The organism is Dellaglioa algida (assembly GCF_030127605.1).
In the GTDB taxonomy this organism is placed as follows: domain Bacteria; phylum Bacillota; class Bacilli; order Lactobacillales; family Lactobacillaceae; genus Dellaglioa; species Dellaglioa algida.
Genome location: NZ_JANXLE010000002.1, coordinates 164,327 through 178,902, shown reverse-complemented (window position 1 = coordinate 178,902; position 14,576 = coordinate 164,327). Strand labels below are relative to the sequence as shown.

The window sequence follows — 14,576 nt, the reverse complement described above, 5'->3', positions numbered from 1 at the left end:
TACCTAAAACTTTTTTCTCTGATATAAATAATCTCCTTTTAGCTTTTAACGTGAGTCCTATCTACACGTGTGTGGGGCGTGTAAATTTATATCTCTAACTTGCTATCAATAGGTTAGGGGATTTTTTTATTTATTTAATTCAAAAGTTGTTGCATTAATATTGATCGAGTCATCATCGCTGGACATATTGGATGTTACATATTTGAATTTCGATATTTTAGATACGTCAGTTTTTTCAACGATAGCTCCTACCATACCTTCTTTTTTTGCTCCAGCTTGAATTGTTTCTCCTACCAACGAATCCATAGAGCCTTGATTAGGTTGTACTTGGACTTTATTTGGTAAAATAAGTTCGGGAGTATTTATTTGTAAAGCAGTTTTATTATTATTGGTTAAATCATAGTAGAGAGCAAATTCGTAATAAGTATCGGGTAAGGTAACGCCAAAGTTTTTTTCATCAGTATCCCGTTGTGATTTGTTATTCGTTTTAATTTCTAAGATTTTGGCATCCTTGAATTTAAAAGTTGTTCCTTTGATATTTTTCGTTAAATTTATATTTTTAATAGCTAATAATTTTGCTTGTCCTGCGTCGTCAGTTGCCTTTTGTGTATCGTCAACTTTTTTAGTAACACCTGACACGTAGTGTGTTGATGTTTCATTTTTATTGCTTATTGTTTTTGAATTATTTCCACAAGCAGTTAACAAAGAAGCTGATATGATTAATATACCTAATAAATATGCTGTTTTTTTCATTCTAATTCCTCCAAAGTTTTATATGGTACAAATCGAGTAGCAGGGATTACACCTGCTTGCAGTATCTATACACTCGTTAATAAATAATTATTTTTATAGAACTTTCCCGATGATTCTAATTTCTTCAATAGGATAAATTATGTCATCGTATTTATCATTAGCAGAGACAAGACGAATCTTATCTTCTTCGATATATACAAATTTACATGTGACCCCTATATCTTCAATAGAAATAATAGCGATTTCACCATTTTCAACGGTTGGTTGATGATGGATGAATGCTTGTTGCCCTTTATGCAATCGAGGTTCCATTGAGTCACCAGCAATAGTTAATATTTCATCGGCATTTCTTGGAATCTCGGCACGATCTACAACAGAGACGTTGGCATTACTATCTTCATATTCTCCGTCAATTGGAGCACCTGCAGCAGTTGAACGGCCACTTATGATTGTACGTTGTGGGAATTCGAAGATATCTTCGTTTATTTCATTGGTGTTATTAGAATTTTGTTTGTTTAGTTGTTGTTTAGTGAAAGACAAGACTTCATCTTGTCTTTCTGAAGATAAAACATTGAACATATCCAGTAATAGATGAGAAGATTTACTGTCTTCTAAACTTGTATCTATTTCAAGAATATCAAGCGGAGAAATATCTAGAGCTTTTGATAAAAGAACTATTTTGTCACGACCCATATTTTCAATTAAACCATTTTCCCATTTTCTAACGGTACTTTTACCAACGCCTACCTTTTTACCAACTTCTTCAAGTGTTAATCCCATATTTAAACGCTTTTGTTTTAAAAAATCACTCAATGTGCTCACCTCTTTAAAAGAATTATAACAAAAAAGTGTCGAAAAGGATACAAAAAAGTGTCTAAAAATACACTTTTTTATTACGCTTATAAATTCACTGTGATATATTATTGGTGTCCTAAAAGACACAAATAAAAAGGCGGTGATTTTATGAATTCCAGTCTATTGATATCAGAGTTAAAGATTAACAACAAGAATGTGCGTTGGTTAGCATATGAAATGAGCAAAAGGGGTGTAAGGGTTTCTTCTTCTGCTCTATATAAAAAATTAAGAGGAGACTCTCAATTTACGGTACCCGAAATTAATGAAATTACTAAAATTTTAAATTTAGGAAGAGACGGGATGTATCGTATTTTTTTTGGAGACTTTGTGTCTTAAAAGACACTAGAACGTAGAAGGAGGTGTAGGGATGAAAAAAATAAAAGTTACAATTCCAATGTATATTCCAAGAATGATGTTGAATTGGATATTAGAAAAAAAATATGGCTACATTCGCTGTAACGAATGCCACCATATGTGCGCCAAAGATAGTATTTATTGTGAAAAGTGTGCAACAAAATTAAGGAGTTAACGATTTAACTATAACGTCCGAGGCAATGCTACTAATAATTTCTACAGCAAAATTTCTGAACCCAGAACTTATTTTTGATGAGTATTTATTAAATTTGGTAATAGCAACTTTAGATTTCGGACCATTTGAAATAAGGTCAGGAAGGGATGAAGAAAAATCATCTTTTTCTTCATCGTTTAATTCGTCTTGTAAATTGATTAATTCTTTTAAAGATTCTAGAGCAGTAGAGGTCCAAGGATAGGGTGAAGAGCAGTTTCTGCAGTATGAAGGAACTGGGACGTCATATCCTCCAAACACCCCATCAAGTTGTAGGTATCCATTAATGGATTTATTGCATGATGGACAATGTGTTATAACCTCTGAACCACAATCTTCGCAAAATTCTTTTGGATTTTCTGAAGAAGTGGTAATGAATGAAGAAATTTGATGGCCTTTAAGGCAGACTGACTGGGAATACTGTGTGTCCATAATATCACCACCTTTCAGATGAATTTCAGCAGTAGGATGCTGATAAAAATAGTATATCAAAAATAAGAATCTAAAGGGGGTGTAAGAATGAGTATAGATAAGTGGAATTTTAGAAAAGAACAATGGTTTTTAGAATCTGTTGAAAGTACAAAAAAAGCCTTGTTGGGTAACAACTTAACCTTTGAACAAGTCCAAATTGCTTTGGACGAAATTCGAGGCGAGTTATTAAAACAACAAAGTGAGATGAAAATTAGATATTAATCTTTATACGGGGCATCAAAGCGTTCAACAGCATGATTGTATGCTTCTTCAAACGAGTCAATAGCGATCGTTGGATCGTATAGATTTCCTTTTGATTTTTCTTCTTGTATATCACAGATAGTAACGGCAGTTGCTGCTCCAATTGCCACTCAATGGTCGCGTTGAATAAATTTATATACATTAGCACCTTTTAAATTTACTAGGTACTGGAATATCAGTAAACAAAGTATATCAAAAAATGGACCTTGCATTTATCGCCAGCCTGTCTGGTAGGCGAAAGGGTGGTTCTAATTTAAATTAAGCTAGTTTTAGTAAGTATATGATGACGTAGATCCAGCAAAGATAGCAATGAAGATTATGAAATAGATAATGATGAAAATAATGTAGGCAATAAATTTAACAATTCCAGCAATATTCCATGTTTTTTGGACAGCTTTAAAGGTTTCGACGTCTTTGTAGTTGCCTTTTTGCCAAGCCCATTCGTTACCTTTGAAACCAACAATAAATGCCCAAACGATATTTAATACTGGGATAAATATTAATAAAGGTAAGTACGTCTTATTAGCAATTCCCCAAATCCAATTGAACATGAAAGCTCCCCAGTTCCAACCTTTAACCTCTTGAGGTACAACTTTACCATTTTCATTCATTATGAAAACTCCCTTAGACAGCTTTTAACGTGGATCCTATCTGCACGTAAATGCAAAGTGAGTAGTAGGAATTGCACCTACTTAATGTATCTATACACTCGTTGGAAGATTATCTTTGTGATTTTCTATATCCGGCAGCTTGCGCTTCTTGCTCACTACTGAATGTTATCGAATTAGATGTACTCATATGATATCCGGTCTGGCCGGGCATATGGTAAATCTTAGATTTAGTATTACCAATAATAGTTCCTTCACCAGTAGTAACCTGACCATCGTTAGTAGTATGAGTATTATCTGCTGCTGTAGTTTGTGCTTGTTGTGTTGCAGCTTTTTTTGAGTTAGCTTCATCATTTGCTTTTTTAGTGCTTTCGGATTCTTTTTTAACCTTTTCAGATTCTTCACGTTGAACTTTTTCAGAATCAGCTTTGACAATACTTTCAGATTCTTTTTTAGAACTTTCGGATTCTTCTTTGGCAGTACTTTCAGATTCCTTTTTAGCACTCTCAGACTCTTCTTTGACAACTTTTTCGGATTCTTTCTTATCAGACTCCGCTTGTTTAATACTTTCAGATTCTTTTTTAGAACTTTCTTCTTTTGCTTTTTTCTTTTCAGATTCATTTTTACTTGAATCTACTTTCGATGTGTCAGTATGATTAGCTGTTGTTTTACTTGGTTGTGGTAAGGCAACAACAACAATATATGAAATAAGAAAAGCAAGTAGGGCGTACCAAACACGATTTTTAATTCTGTTATATGTAGTGGGATCTTTCTTTCTAGTTTGTATGATTCTTACTATATAATAGATTGATGTACCGAAAGATAAGAAAACTATTACACTAACGAATCCAACTAAACCGGAAGTAGAGCCGATTGCGAAGAGGGCAACCAGTGCAGCGTACCAGACACGATTTTTGATTCTGTTATATGTATCAGGATCTTTCGTCTTGGTCTGATACCTTTTAACCGAGTAGTAAATAATAAAGCCTATTGAAACAAGAAATATAAGTGCAAATAATACGTCCATAAATAATAACTCCTCCAAAGATTTTTTGTGGTGCAAAACAAGTAGCAGGAATTGCACCTGCTCTTAGTATCTATACACTCGTTACTAAAAAAATGATATAAGTGTCTATGATTTCATGTTGATAATCAATATGAAACTATTATTTGATGAATAATTCAGAACCACAGAGTTTAATATTCAGGTTTTTAGGCAAAGACAGTATATATATGGAATATCTTTAATTAGAATGAGATGGATATAGTATTCTATTTAGAGAAGTAAAAAACGGGCAATAAAAAATATATTAATAATTACTCAATTTTAAAAAAATTCAGAAAAATAAACGTATTTAATGAATATAGGGAACTTATTCGTGATTTGAGAAATTACTTAAATGAGTATCTGACCTTAATTGTATTTATCTAACATGGGTTAGGTCCTATGGATTTAATAATAATCAAATATTTAACTTTATTATAATGAATGAGTTGATATAGGTTATGTTTAGTATTAATTTACTAAAGAAGGATAATAAATTATGATATGAACCATTTAATTTTAGCACATAAAAGAATACAAAAATACGGAAAATTAGTGATTATACAAGTGGGAAAGGAATCGGAACGTATTACCGAAATATTTATTATGAAATCTAAAAATAGATAGACATGTAATCAGTTATGTACTAATTAATAAGAGTAAAAAAATGAGTATATGAAAAAGTCATCTACTCGTAAGGAGATAGACCACGAGTAGATGACTTTTTTAGAATTATTTTGTATCGTTCTTTAATATGGGATTTCAATACCTTTGATAAATAGTGCATGAATTAATATAAATGAGTCTTAAACCAACCGTTAAATTAACTAATATTCAAACAAGTAACTAAGCTAATTTTAATAAGAATAAGATGAATATGACGAGTTAGCTAATCCGGCAATAATAGCAGCAATGAAAAAGAAATATAAAAGAATACCAGCTATGCTAAGAATAAAAGAAACGATCCCGGCAATGTTCCATGTTTTTTGAACGGCTTTAAATGTTTCGACGTCTTTGTAGTCACCTTTTTGCCAAGCCCACTCATTACCTTTAAAACCGATAATAAAAATCCAAACGATATTGAAAATTGGGATGAGAACTAGTAAGGGAAGGTACGTTTTATTAGCAATTCCCCAAATCCAGTTGTACATAAATGCGCCCCAGTTCCAGCCTTTGACTTCTTGTGGGACAACGTTGCCATTTTCTTCCATCATAATATAATCCTCTGAGTCAGCTTTTAACGTGAATCAGTTTGCTGCACGTTATTTAACTATAAAAACAAGTGGTAGGAGTTGTACCCACTAAAAATGTTGCTGAGTACTCGTTAAAAATTTTTATTTCTTAGCAGGTGCTTGTTTGAGTGTGAAAATTGCTGCAATAATTAATAAAATAAATGTTGGAAGTGCAAAAATCATAGATACAAGGAATAGTGCGGAACCAATAATTCCAAGAACGTGGCCGGTAATAGAAATATCAACTTTTTTTGATTGAATAAGTCCAATAATGTGAAGAATAAGGCCAAGACCTAACATAATATAAAAGAAAATAGAAACACCACCGGATACGCTACCGGTTACAGTACTGTTTGTCTTGACGGACGATTCACTCATGGCACCAATAAGAACAACAATCCAAGAACTGGCCACTAACAAGACATTTATGATATCTAAGATACCCGCTGCAGTATTAATTTTTAACTTCATAAAGCATTTCCCCCAATCAGCTTTTAGCGTGAATCAGTTTATTGCACGTAAGTTTATTTAATTTAAAAATAATTATAAATTATCTAACAGCGACTCATTAGTCGCTGAGTGTTTCTTCATTATACATATTCCTTCTAATTTTTTATAGAAAAAGTACTTATTAAGCGCAATCAATTTTTTGTAGTTGATATGAATAGATTGGGCGGCAATTTAGTAGTCAAAAAAGGAATATAATTCTTATGCGTAAGGATATAGAATTTTATTTTTTTCTAATGAAACGATGGCAAATCTTGCCATCAAATTGGACATCTTGTACAATAATGGCAAGATAAAAAACGGAAGTTGGTTATAAGTAATGAAAATTGGAATCGATCGAATTAACTTTTTTACATCGAACGAGTATGTTGATATGACTGAGTTGGCTCTAGCTAGGGGTGTGGATCCTGATAAGTATTTGATTGGTATTGGTCAATCAAAAATGGCTGTAATTCCAGCGACGCAAGATGTTGTAACATTGGGTACCAATGCGGCGGATTCATTGATAGATGATGAAAACAGAGGTAAAATTGATTTTGTTATTTTTGCAACAGAGTCCGGAATTGACAATTCCAAGTCAGCTGGAGCATACATTTCTGGGTTACTTGGATTAAGCCATGTGAGGGCAATTGAAGTTAAACAGGCTTGTTATGGTGCAACTGCTGCAATTCAATTGGCAAAAGGACATGTTGCCCTTAACCCGGGCAGTCAAGTGCTAGTTATTGGGGCGGATATTGCCAGATATGGTCTGCATACTTCGGGTGAGCCTACACAGGGTGGCGGTGCCGTTGCGATGCTGATTACAAAAAATCCGGGTATTTTAGAGCTAGATGAAGAGAGTGGATTTATAACAGGAGATACAATGGATTTTTGGCGTCCTTTGAATCATAGCGAGGCACTTGTAGATGGCAAAACATCACAAAATGTCTACTTAGACTTTTTTAATAAAACGTGGACTGAGTACAAGGGTAAGACAAAATTAACATTATCTGACTTTAAAGCGATGTTATTTCATTTGCCATATACAAAATTGGGTACCAAGGGCTTGAGAGAGGTCTTATTAGAAGCTAATGAAGACGAAAAAATAGAATTGACACGCGAATTTGAAGCGGCAAAAAGATACAATAATCAAGTAGGAAACTTATATACTGGATCGTTGTACTTGAGTTTTATTTCCTTACTCGAAAACAGCAATGATTTAAAAATTGGTGATAGAGTTGGATTATACAGTTACGGATCAGGAGCCGTTGGTGAATTTTTTTCTGGTAAGTTAGCGTCTGAATTTGAAGACAGGTTGCCACAAATAAATTTAGAATCACGAGTTCAAGTATCTGTTGAGGCATACGAAGAAATGTATCAAAGTCAATTAAAAAACGATGGGGCGGATATAGAGCTTGATTATAAAAATGATCATTCTAAATTTGTTTTGACTGGTAGTAAAAACATGCAAAGACAATATCTTATTCAATAGAAAAAGCCGTCAAAATTAGTTTAACTAATTTTGACGGCTTTTTAATTAAAAATGACGATAGAGACCAATAACCTTACCCAGAATAGAAACCTGATCTAAGATGATTGGTGCCATTGAATCATTCTCTGGCTGGAGACGAAAGTGATTTTCTTCTTTAAAAAATCTTTTACACGTTGCCTCGTCGAATTCATTCATTGCAATAACAATTTCACCGTTCTCGGCGTTTGATTGTTTTCTGACAATGACTTGATCATCATTTAATATACCGATATTAATCATACTTTCTCCGCGAATGGTTAACATGAACAGATCATCCGAAGAGTTGAAATCAGGTGGTAGCGGGAAGTAATCCGTTACCTGTTCGACTGCCAAGATAGGGACACCAGCCGTAACTGTTCCTACCATTGGAATTAAATTTTCGTGACTATTAATTCCAATGGCGTCTAAACCAAGTGGCGTAAGTTCGATGGCTCTAGGTTTTGTTGGGTCTTTAGTTAATAATCCTTTTTTCTCAAGTCGAGCAATGTGTCCATGAACCGTAGAAGTTGAAGATAAAGAAACAGCTTCGCCAATTTCTCTAACCGTTGGCGGGTAGCCCTTTGTATCTACTCGTTCATGAATAAAGCGCAAGACCGCAAGTTGTTTGCTGTCAGATGCTTTTGTCATTTCGTACACCTCATCATCCTTATTTATTACTTTAATAGTAGCATATGAGGCTACTTGTTGCAAACAAACGTTCGGTTAATTTAATTAATTGTTTTTTATGATATTATCAGTTATGATTATTAATGAAATTTTAAGGAGTGATAGCTGATGATCCCAGAAGATTTAGCACCAAGAATTAATGAATTAACTGCAAAAAGTAAAACAGATGAAGGCTTAACAAAAGCCGAAGAAGCTGAGAGAAAAGAACTTCGTGAAACTTATCTTGCTTTATTTAGGGAAAGTTTCAGAAGCCGTGTTGAAATGATGCAAGTATATGATAAAACGGGTAAGGAAGTAACACCCGATAAAGTTAAAAAAGTTCAACGTGATAAGGGCTTACGAGACGACTAGGAAAATAGTTAGCGCTTTACGCATATTTACCTTTTCTTTTATGTGATAATTGTGTAGAATTAATGATTGAAGTGTATGGAAAGGGGTCTTGAATTATGTCAATGGGAATGACGATATTAATCGCCGTTATTGCGTTAGCAGTTGGACTTGTCGGAGGATTTTTCGGTGCTCGTAAATATATGGAAACGTATTTACAAAAGAACCCGCCAATCAATGAAGATATGTTAAGAATGATGATGGTCCAAATGGGCCAAAAACCTTCTGAAAAGAAATTGCATCAAATGATGTCATCAATGAATGCGCAAGCAAAAAATAGCTCACAAAAAAAATAATTTAATATTTTATAAACAGGCAAGGGTTTTCTTTGCTTGTTTTTTTTTCACAAAAAGGGGGAATTTGAAATGAACATATTTAGAAAACTAGGATGGTTTTTTAAACAAGAAAAGAAATCGTATGGTATTGGCGTATTTTTCTTGATTCTAGTAGCAATTTTTCAAATTGTACCACCAAAGATTATTGGAAACATTGTTGATAGCATGAGTAGAAATGAACTAACAGTGCGTAAATTAGCTATTTGGGTTGGAATTCTTATTTTCGTTGCAGTAGGACAATACCTCTTCCGGTATATTTGGCGAACTAATATTTGGGGGAGTGCAGCTCGACTTGAAAAAATATTACGTACCAGATTATTTAAACATTTTATGCAAATGGATCAGTCTTTTTTTCAACAAAATAGGACGGGTGACCTGATGGCTCATGCTACCAATGATTTAACGGCTATTCAACAGGTTGCTGGTGCCGGTATCTTGACTTTTGCCGATTCAATTATAACGGGTGGAACGACAATCATTGCAATGGTTGTTTTAATCGATTGGCGGTTAACTATTTTAGCAATAATACCGTTGCCTTTATTAGCGGTTATGGCCAGATTTTTGGGAACTAAAATACATACCGCGTTTGCCACCTCGCAGGCCGCATTTTCAACGTTGAATAATAAGACGCAAGAAAGTGTTAGTGGCATTAAAGTAATTAAAACGCTTGGACAAGAACAGGAAGATATTAATGATTTTGAAGAAAAAGTTCAAGAGACAATCAAAATTAATAGAAGAGTTAATTTTCTAGATGCATTATTTGATCCAATAACTAGTTTAATTATTGGATTATCATATGTTTTTACAATTATTCTTGGTGGGTATTATGTGACCAATGATGTAATTTCGATTGGACAACTGATTTCATTTATTAGTTATATTGCATTACTTGTCTGGCCGATGTTCGCAATTGGTCGATTATTTAACGTAATTGAACGTGGAAACGCGAGTTACGATCGCGTACAAATACTACTTAATCAGACCAGTGGAATTATTGATACTAAACAAGGATTGGCTAAATCGCCAACGGGACCTTTTGATTTTGACATACATCATTTCAACTATCCGGATGATAATCGTGTGAGTTTGCGGGATGTTAAATTTCATATTGGTTCTGGACAAACGCTAGGAATAGTTGGTAAAACGGGTGCTGGTAAATCGACAATTATGAAATTGATCCTTCGTGAATTCGATGTCTATAAAGGCACTATCTCAGTTAATAATTCAGATATAAAAAAGTATGCTTTAGACGCATATCTTAAATCGATAGGTTACGTACCTCAGGAGAGTTTTTTATTTTCAACGACTATATTTGATAATATACGGTTTGCCAACATGGATTTAACAAAAGAAGATGTTGAAATGGCCGCATTTGATGCTGATCTGGATACTGATATTATAGATTTGCCACAGCAGTATGAAACGGCAGTTGGAGAACAAGGAATCTCACTCTCTGGTGGACAAAAGCAACGATTAGCTATTGCTCGTGCCTTAGTGATCAATCCAGAATTATTAATTTTAGATGATGCGTTATCTGCGGTTGATGCTAGAACGGAATCAATTATTTTAAGCAGACTCAAAGAAAAACGTCAAAACAAAACAACAATTATCTCTGCAAGTCGTATGAGTAGCGTGATGGACGCCGATGAAATTATTGTAATTGACGAAGGCACAATAGTTGAACGAGGACAACATGAAACTTTAATGGCGTTAAGAGGTTGGTACTATCAAATGACGACTAAACAACAGCTTGAAAATAAGTTAGATGGGGGTGGATCGCAATGAGTGAAAAATCTAAATCTAGTTGGCAAAAAGAGATGAGTGGGAAGGAACAAAGGGATGTTATAAAGCGATTGTTGCCTTATACAAAAGACTTTAAGGCGGACTTTTTAATCGCAATTTTGTTTGCGGCACTTTTAAGCGGGATTAACATACTTTTACCATTACTTTTACAATATTATATGGATCACTATCTTCAGTCTAAATCGACACCACTAAATGTTATGTTTTTATTTGCGGGACTGTACTTTATAGGTGTCATTTTAAAAGCAATTACACAATTTATTCAGATGTATTTGTATTCAATGGGTGCAGAAAAAACATTAGAAAAAATTCGGATTGTCCTTTTTAAAAAAATTCATACATTGGGAATGCGGTATTTTGATCAGACTCCTGCTGGAGCTGTCGTTTCTAGAGTTACCAATGATACGATGACGTTGGCTGATTTCTGGACGTTATTTATGACGCTAATTATTGGAATTTTTTCCCTTGTCTCGGCGTTTGTGGCAATGTACATTGCCAAACCACAAATAGCGTTAATAACGTTGATATTTGTGCCAATTCTAATGATAACAACATGGTATTATCAGCGATTCAGTTCAAGGGTGTATCGACAAATGAGAGAGTACTTGAGTCGGTTGAATACGAAGTTGAATGAATCTATTGTTGGGATTAATGTTATTCAGCAGTTCCGTCAGGAAGAACGAATTGAGGGCGAATTCGAAGATACAAATGAGCTTTATTTGAAAAAAAGATTTGAAATGATTAAAACTAATTCATTGTTACTTTCACCAATTATCAGCCTTTTTTATGCGTTGGCAGTGGTTATCACACTTGGATTATTCGGTATTAACAGTTTAGATCATTTTGTCGAGGCTGGAATGGTCTATGCTTTTTTAACTTATTTACAGAATTTTTTTAATCCAATGACTAACTTAATGGATTACTTAACGACATTCCAAGATGGCATTGTCGCAGGTAGTCGTATTATTGGTGTTCTTGATGATCAAACGCTTGAACCACAGCAAACGCCTGACAAAGGAGCTACTATCGTTAACGGTAAAATCGAATTTAAGAATGTTACATTTTCGTATGATAATGAAAACGCCGTTTTAAAAAATATATCATTCGTGGTACGACCTGGAGAGACACTTGCTTTTGTTGGTCACACAGGTAGTGGGAAGAGTTCAACTATTAATGTATTAATGCGATTTTACGATTTTCAAGAGGGACAAATATTAATTGATGATTTAGATATCAAAAAATATTCATCTGATGAGTTACGTAAAAAAATGGGATTAGTACTGCAGGATTCTTTCTTATTTTATGGGACCGTTGCATCTAATATTAGAATGCTCAATCAAAATGTAACTAATGTGCAGATTGAAGAGGCTGCTAAATTTGTTCATGCAGACCAGTTTATTGAGAAACTCCCGAAGAGATACCAAACGAAAGTTGTTGAGCGGGGGGCCACGTATTCTTCAGGTGAGAAACAATTAATTTCATTTGCTAGAACAATCGTAACTAATCCCAAAATTTTAATATTAGACGAAGCTACGGCTAATATTGATACTGAAACGGAACAACTTATCCAAGATGGATTGAAGCAAATGAGACAAAATAGAACGACGCTTGTTATCGCACACAGGCTGTCAACTATCGTTGATGCTAATCAAATATTAGTTTTGGATAAAGGCAAAATTGTCGAACGTGGAACGCATGAAGAATTACTAAAATTAGAAGGTAAATATTTCGATATGTATCATCTACAAAATATTTCAGATGATTAAATAAAAAATAACGCTTGAAAATCTAAACGATTTTCAAGCGTTATTTTTTATGAGGATCAACATATTTAAAATCTGGATTTATTTCCATATCTAATTGTTTAAAAGCGTCGGTTAACTTGGTGTCCATTTGTGCTTGAACTTCGTCGGTTAACTTTGTTTTTCTGTCAAGGTAGATTGGATCGCCAAATGATACGGTTATTCTTTTTCTACTGAAAAGTTGTTTAAATGTTAATGGACCCTGGTATACTGCTGGAACTAAAGGAACCTGTGCCATTCGAGCAATTAGAAGGGAACCACCTTTTAACTCTTCCGAGTGACGCGTACCGGATGGAAACATAATTAATGATAAGTCACCTTTTTTCAAAAATTTAACTGGTGTTTTGATTGTTGATGGGCCAGGATTTTCACGATCAACAGGAAAAGCATTGGCATGGATTAAGATATAGCGTAAAATTGGATTTACAAAGAGCTCCTTTTTAGCCATAAATGAAAATTTTTTCGGGCTACCTGCCAGGGCAAAATAAATAGGGTCAAACCAAGTTCGATGCGGACCTACTAAAATATAAGATCCTTCAGGTAATTTTTCTTTATTAATGTAGTGGGCGTTTCCGTTGATTAAGAATATAATAATTCTGACAATGCCTCGCGCGAATGAATAAAACATGTGGCTACAATCCCTTCATTTTTAAACTCTGTATGGTAAGTATGACTAATTGAATTAAAAGTTGCAAGTTTAAGTTAAATATATAGAAGGTGGGTGACGATAAAGTGGTCTTACTCAATGAAAACGAACGAATTGATCAATTATATTCAAATCAGATTCAAATTATCCAAAGTTCAGACGTTTTTTCTTTCTCGTTAGATGCTGTTCTATTAGCTCATTTTGCAGAGGTTTCAAGAAAAGACTCAACTAAAATTGTTGACCTATGTGCGGGAAATGGTGCAGTGGGGATGTTTGTCAGCCAAAAGACAAGGGGTCATATCTATCAGATTGAATTACAAGAACGGTTGGCTGATATGGCTGAACGGAGCATCGAATTAAATCACTTAGGGCAGCAGATAGAAGTTAAACAGTTAGATTTAATAAAGACGTTCGATTATCTTGAAAAGGATTCGATTGACACGGTACTTTGCAACCCGCCTTACTTTCCTAATACACCGGATTCTTCAAGAAATCCTAATCCATATTTGGCAATTGCAAGACATGAAATCACGACTGATTTAGATGACATTTTGGAAATTACGAGTGGTTTGTTAAAGATGAAAGGTAAAACTTTTTTTGTTCATCGACCTGACAGATTGCCTGAAATATTAAGTAAAATGGTTAACCATCGACTAGCGCCTAAAAAAATTCAATTTGTTTATCCAAAAGAGGGAAAAGAAGCAAATATGGTTTTAATTGAAGCGATTAAAGATGGTAACGCAGCGGGTATCAGAATTATGCCACCGATCGTTGTTTACGGTGCTAATGACGAATATACGCAAAGCGTCCATGAGATTGTTTATGGAAACTGATAAAAAATATTATTTTTATGTTTTGCTGTGTGCCGACAATACACTATATGGAGGATTTACTACAGATCCTAAAAAAAGACTTGAAACGCATAATGCGGGTAAGGGTGCAAAATATACAAGGCTGCCAAGTAGACGGCCGTTAGAAATGATTTATCAAGAATCTTTTGATACGAAATCTGAAGCATTAAAAAAAGAATATGCCTTTAAACATCAATCAAGAAGTAAAAAAATTACTTATTTAAGGGCACATTCAGTTGAAATCTAAAAAAATTAAAAAATAAAGAGGTCATTAACATT

The 14,576-nt window shown here is 34.1% G+C and carries 20 protein-coding genes; 10 read left to right on the top strand and 10 right to left on the bottom strand.

Annotated features, from left to right (window positions below; all coding sequences use genetic code 11):
• Window positions 1-126 precede the first annotated feature (126 nt).
• Together N0K73_RS02595 and N0K73_RS02590 are read right to left on the bottom strand one after the other, a co-directional pair.
• Window positions 127-753 (bottom strand): hypothetical protein, encoded by a 627-nt coding sequence (locus tag N0K73_RS02595; protein WP_112250003.1) that lies wholly within the window; start codon window positions 751-753, stop codon window positions 127-129.
• A 93-nt stretch (window positions 754-846) separates the two neighbouring features.
• A complete protein-coding gene (locus N0K73_RS02590) occupies window positions 847-1,566 on the bottom strand; it encodes a S24 family peptidase (protein ID WP_284068603.1) in 720 nt (239 codons plus the stop codon).
• 150 nt (window positions 1,567-1,716) lie between these two features.
• Here N0K73_RS02590 and N0K73_RS02585 point away from each other — a divergent pair, with 150 nt between their 5' ends.
• The gene (locus tag N0K73_RS02585; RefSeq protein WP_057974775.1) at window positions 1,717-1,944 is read left to right on the top strand and encodes a hypothetical protein; all 228 of its coding nucleotides are present in this window, start codon (window positions 1,717-1,719) and stop codon (window positions 1,942-1,944) included.
• Window positions 1,945-1,975: 31 nt separating this feature from the next.
• On the top strand, window positions 1,976-2,137 hold the full coding sequence (locus N0K73_RS02580; protein WP_157052014.1) for a hypothetical protein: 162 nt from the start codon (window positions 1,976-1,978) through the stop codon (window positions 2,135-2,137).
• Here N0K73_RS02580 and N0K73_RS02575 read toward each other — a convergent pair.
• Window positions 2,126-2,605 carry a DUF2321 domain-containing protein gene (locus N0K73_RS02575; RefSeq protein ID WP_057974776.1) on the bottom strand — a complete coding sequence of 160 codons (480 nt, stop codon included), beginning with the start codon at window positions 2,603-2,605 and terminating at the stop codon, window positions 2,126-2,128. The two genes, N0K73_RS02580 and N0K73_RS02575, sit on opposite strands and share 12 nt — an antisense overlap.
• An 87-nt stretch (window positions 2,606-2,692) precedes the next feature.
• Between N0K73_RS02575 and N0K73_RS02570 the strand changes: the two genes are divergently transcribed.
• The gene (locus N0K73_RS02570; protein ID WP_157052015.1) at window positions 2,693-2,866 is read left to right on the top strand and encodes a hypothetical protein; all 174 of its coding nucleotides are present in this window, start codon (window positions 2,693-2,695) and stop codon (window positions 2,864-2,866) included.
• Here N0K73_RS02570 and N0K73_RS02565 read toward each other — a convergent pair.
• From N0K73_RS02565 to N0K73_RS02545, 5 genes are all read right to left on the bottom strand, one after another.
• The gene (locus N0K73_RS02565; protein ID WP_157052016.1) at window positions 2,863-3,015 is read right to left on the bottom strand and encodes a hypothetical protein; all 153 of its coding nucleotides are present in this window, start codon (window positions 3,013-3,015) and stop codon (window positions 2,863-2,865) included. The two genes, N0K73_RS02570 and N0K73_RS02565, sit on opposite strands and share 4 nt — an antisense overlap.
• A 159-nt stretch (window positions 3,016-3,174) precedes the next feature.
• A complete protein-coding gene (locus tag N0K73_RS02560; RefSeq protein ID WP_057974777.1) occupies window positions 3,175-3,516 on the bottom strand; it encodes a hypothetical protein in 342 nt (113 codons plus the stop codon).
• 109 nt (window positions 3,517-3,625) lie between these two features.
• Window positions 3,626-4,540, bottom strand: a complete 915-nt coding sequence (locus tag N0K73_RS02555; RefSeq protein ID WP_146744974.1) for a sunset domain-containing protein — start codon at window positions 4,538-4,540, stop codon at window positions 3,626-3,628.
• 875 nt (window positions 4,541-5,415) lie between these two features.
• Window positions 5,416-5,769, bottom strand: coding sequence for a hypothetical protein (locus tag N0K73_RS02550; RefSeq protein ID WP_057974783.1), 354 nt, complete (start codon window positions 5,767-5,769; stop codon window positions 5,416-5,418).
• 123 nt (window positions 5,770-5,892) lie between these two features.
• A complete protein-coding gene (locus N0K73_RS02545; protein WP_057974779.1) occupies window positions 5,893-6,261 on the bottom strand; it encodes a hypothetical protein in 369 nt (122 codons plus the stop codon).
• Between the two features lie 355 nt (window positions 6,262-6,616).
• Here N0K73_RS02545 and N0K73_RS02540 point away from each other — a divergent pair, with 355 nt between their 5' ends.
• Window positions 6,617-7,768 carry a hydroxymethylglutaryl-CoA synthase gene (locus tag N0K73_RS02540; protein ID WP_112249996.1) on the top strand — a complete coding sequence of 384 codons (1,152 nt, stop codon included), beginning with the start codon at window positions 6,617-6,619 and terminating at the stop codon, window positions 7,766-7,768.
• A 45-nt stretch (window positions 7,769-7,813) separates the two neighbouring features.
• Here N0K73_RS02540 and lexA read toward each other — a convergent pair whose 3' ends face one another.
• Window positions 7,814-8,434 (bottom strand): transcriptional repressor LexA, encoded by a 621-nt coding sequence (gene lexA, locus N0K73_RS02535; protein ID WP_112249994.1) that lies wholly within the window; start codon window positions 8,432-8,434, stop codon window positions 7,814-7,816.
• A gap of 147 nt (window positions 8,435-8,581) precedes the next feature.
• Between lexA and N0K73_RS02530 the strand changes: the two genes are divergently transcribed.
• From N0K73_RS02530 to N0K73_RS02515, 4 genes are all read left to right on the top strand, one after another.
• On the top strand, window positions 8,582-8,824 hold the full coding sequence (locus N0K73_RS02530) for a DUF896 domain-containing protein (protein ID WP_057973640.1): 243 nt from the start codon (window positions 8,582-8,584) through the stop codon (window positions 8,822-8,824).
• Window positions 8,825-8,919: 95 nt separating this feature from the next.
• Complete coding sequence (locus N0K73_RS02525; protein WP_112249992.1) at window positions 8,920-9,156, top strand: YneF family protein; 237 nt, start codon at window positions 8,920-8,922, stop codon at window positions 9,154-9,156.
• Between the two features lie 69 nt (window positions 9,157-9,225).
• A complete protein-coding gene (locus N0K73_RS02520) occupies window positions 9,226-10,980 on the top strand; it encodes an ABC transporter ATP-binding protein (protein WP_112249990.1) in 1,755 nt (584 codons plus the stop codon).
• Window positions 10,977-12,764: an ABC transporter ATP-binding protein gene (locus tag N0K73_RS02515; protein ID WP_112249984.1), complete on the top strand. Its 1,788-nt coding sequence runs from the start codon at window positions 10,977-10,979 to the stop codon at window positions 12,762-12,764. Before N0K73_RS02520 ends, N0K73_RS02515 begins: the two co-directional genes overlap by 4 nt.
• 40 nt (window positions 12,765-12,804) lie before the next feature.
• Here the strand turns inward: N0K73_RS02515 and N0K73_RS02510 are convergent, their stop codons facing one another.
• The gene (locus tag N0K73_RS02510) at window positions 12,805-13,428 is read right to left on the bottom strand and encodes a lysophospholipid acyltransferase family protein (protein ID WP_057973636.1); all 624 of its coding nucleotides are present in this window, start codon (window positions 13,426-13,428) and stop codon (window positions 12,805-12,807) included.
• Between the two features lie 104 nt (window positions 13,429-13,532).
• Here N0K73_RS02510 and N0K73_RS02505 point away from each other — a divergent pair, with 104 nt between their 5' ends.
• Together N0K73_RS02505 and N0K73_RS02500 are read left to right on the top strand one after the other, a co-directional pair.
• Window positions 13,533-14,279 carry a tRNA1(Val) (adenine(37)-N6)-methyltransferase gene (locus N0K73_RS02505; protein ID WP_057973635.1) on the top strand — a complete coding sequence of 249 codons (747 nt, stop codon included), beginning with the start codon at window positions 13,533-13,535 and terminating at the stop codon, window positions 14,277-14,279.
• Window positions 14,269-14,544, top strand: a complete 276-nt coding sequence (locus N0K73_RS02500) for a GIY-YIG nuclease family protein (RefSeq protein WP_112249982.1) — start codon at window positions 14,269-14,271, stop codon at window positions 14,542-14,544. Before N0K73_RS02505 ends, N0K73_RS02500 begins: the two co-directional genes overlap by 11 nt.
• Window positions 14,545-14,576: the final 32 nt, after the last annotated feature.

Coding starts and splice junctions, on each gene's coding strand:
- N0K73_RS02595 (WP_112250003.1), bottom strand. CDS start 753: ATGAAAAAAACAGCATATTTATTAGGTATATTAATCATATCAGCTTCT.
- N0K73_RS02585 (WP_057974775.1), top strand. CDS start 1,717: ATGAATTCCAGTCTATTGATATCAGAGTTAAAGATTAACAACAAGAAT.
- N0K73_RS02580 (WP_157052014.1), top strand. CDS start 1,976: ATGAAAAAAATAAAAGTTACAATTCCAATGTATATTCCAAGAATGATG.
- N0K73_RS02575 (WP_057974776.1), bottom strand. CDS start 2,605: ATGGACACACAGTATTCCCAGTCAGTCTGCCTTAAAGGCCATCAAATT.
- N0K73_RS02570 (WP_157052015.1), top strand. CDS start 2,693: ATGAGTATAGATAAGTGGAATTTTAGAAAAGAACAATGGTTTTTAGAA.
- N0K73_RS02560 (WP_057974777.1), bottom strand. CDS start 3,516: ATGAATGAAAATGGTAAAGTTGTACCTCAAGAGGTTAAAGGTTGGAAC.
- N0K73_RS02555 (WP_146744974.1), bottom strand. CDS start 4,540: ATGGACGTATTATTTGCACTTATATTTCTTGTTTCAATAGGCTTTATT.
- N0K73_RS02550 (WP_057974783.1), bottom strand. CDS start 5,769: ATGGAAGAAAATGGCAACGTTGTCCCACAAGAAGTCAAAGGCTGGAAC.
- N0K73_RS02545 (WP_057974779.1), bottom strand. CDS start 6,261: ATGAAGTTAAAAATTAATACTGCAGCGGGTATCTTAGATATCATAAAT.
- N0K73_RS02540 (WP_112249996.1), top strand. CDS start 6,617: ATGAAAATTGGAATCGATCGAATTAACTTTTTTACATCGAACGAGTAT.
- lexA (WP_112249994.1), bottom strand. CDS start 8,434: ATGACAAAAGCATCTGACAGCAAACAACTTGCGGTCTTGCGCTTTATT.
- N0K73_RS02530 (WP_057973640.1), top strand. CDS start 8,582: ATGATCCCAGAAGATTTAGCACCAAGAATTAATGAATTAACTGCAAAA.
- N0K73_RS02525 (WP_112249992.1), top strand. CDS start 8,920: ATGTCAATGGGAATGACGATATTAATCGCCGTTATTGCGTTAGCAGTT.
- N0K73_RS02520 (WP_112249990.1), top strand. CDS start 9,226: ATGAACATATTTAGAAAACTAGGATGGTTTTTTAAACAAGAAAAGAAA.
- N0K73_RS02515 (WP_112249984.1), top strand. CDS start 10,977: ATGAGTGAAAAATCTAAATCTAGTTGGCAAAAAGAGATGAGTGGGAAG.
- N0K73_RS02510 (WP_057973636.1), bottom strand. CDS start 13,428: ATGTTTTATTCATTCGCGCGAGGCATTGTCAGAATTATTATATTCTTA.
- N0K73_RS02500 (WP_112249982.1), top strand. CDS start 14,269: ATGGAAACTGATAAAAAATATTATTTTTATGTTTTGCTGTGTGCCGAC.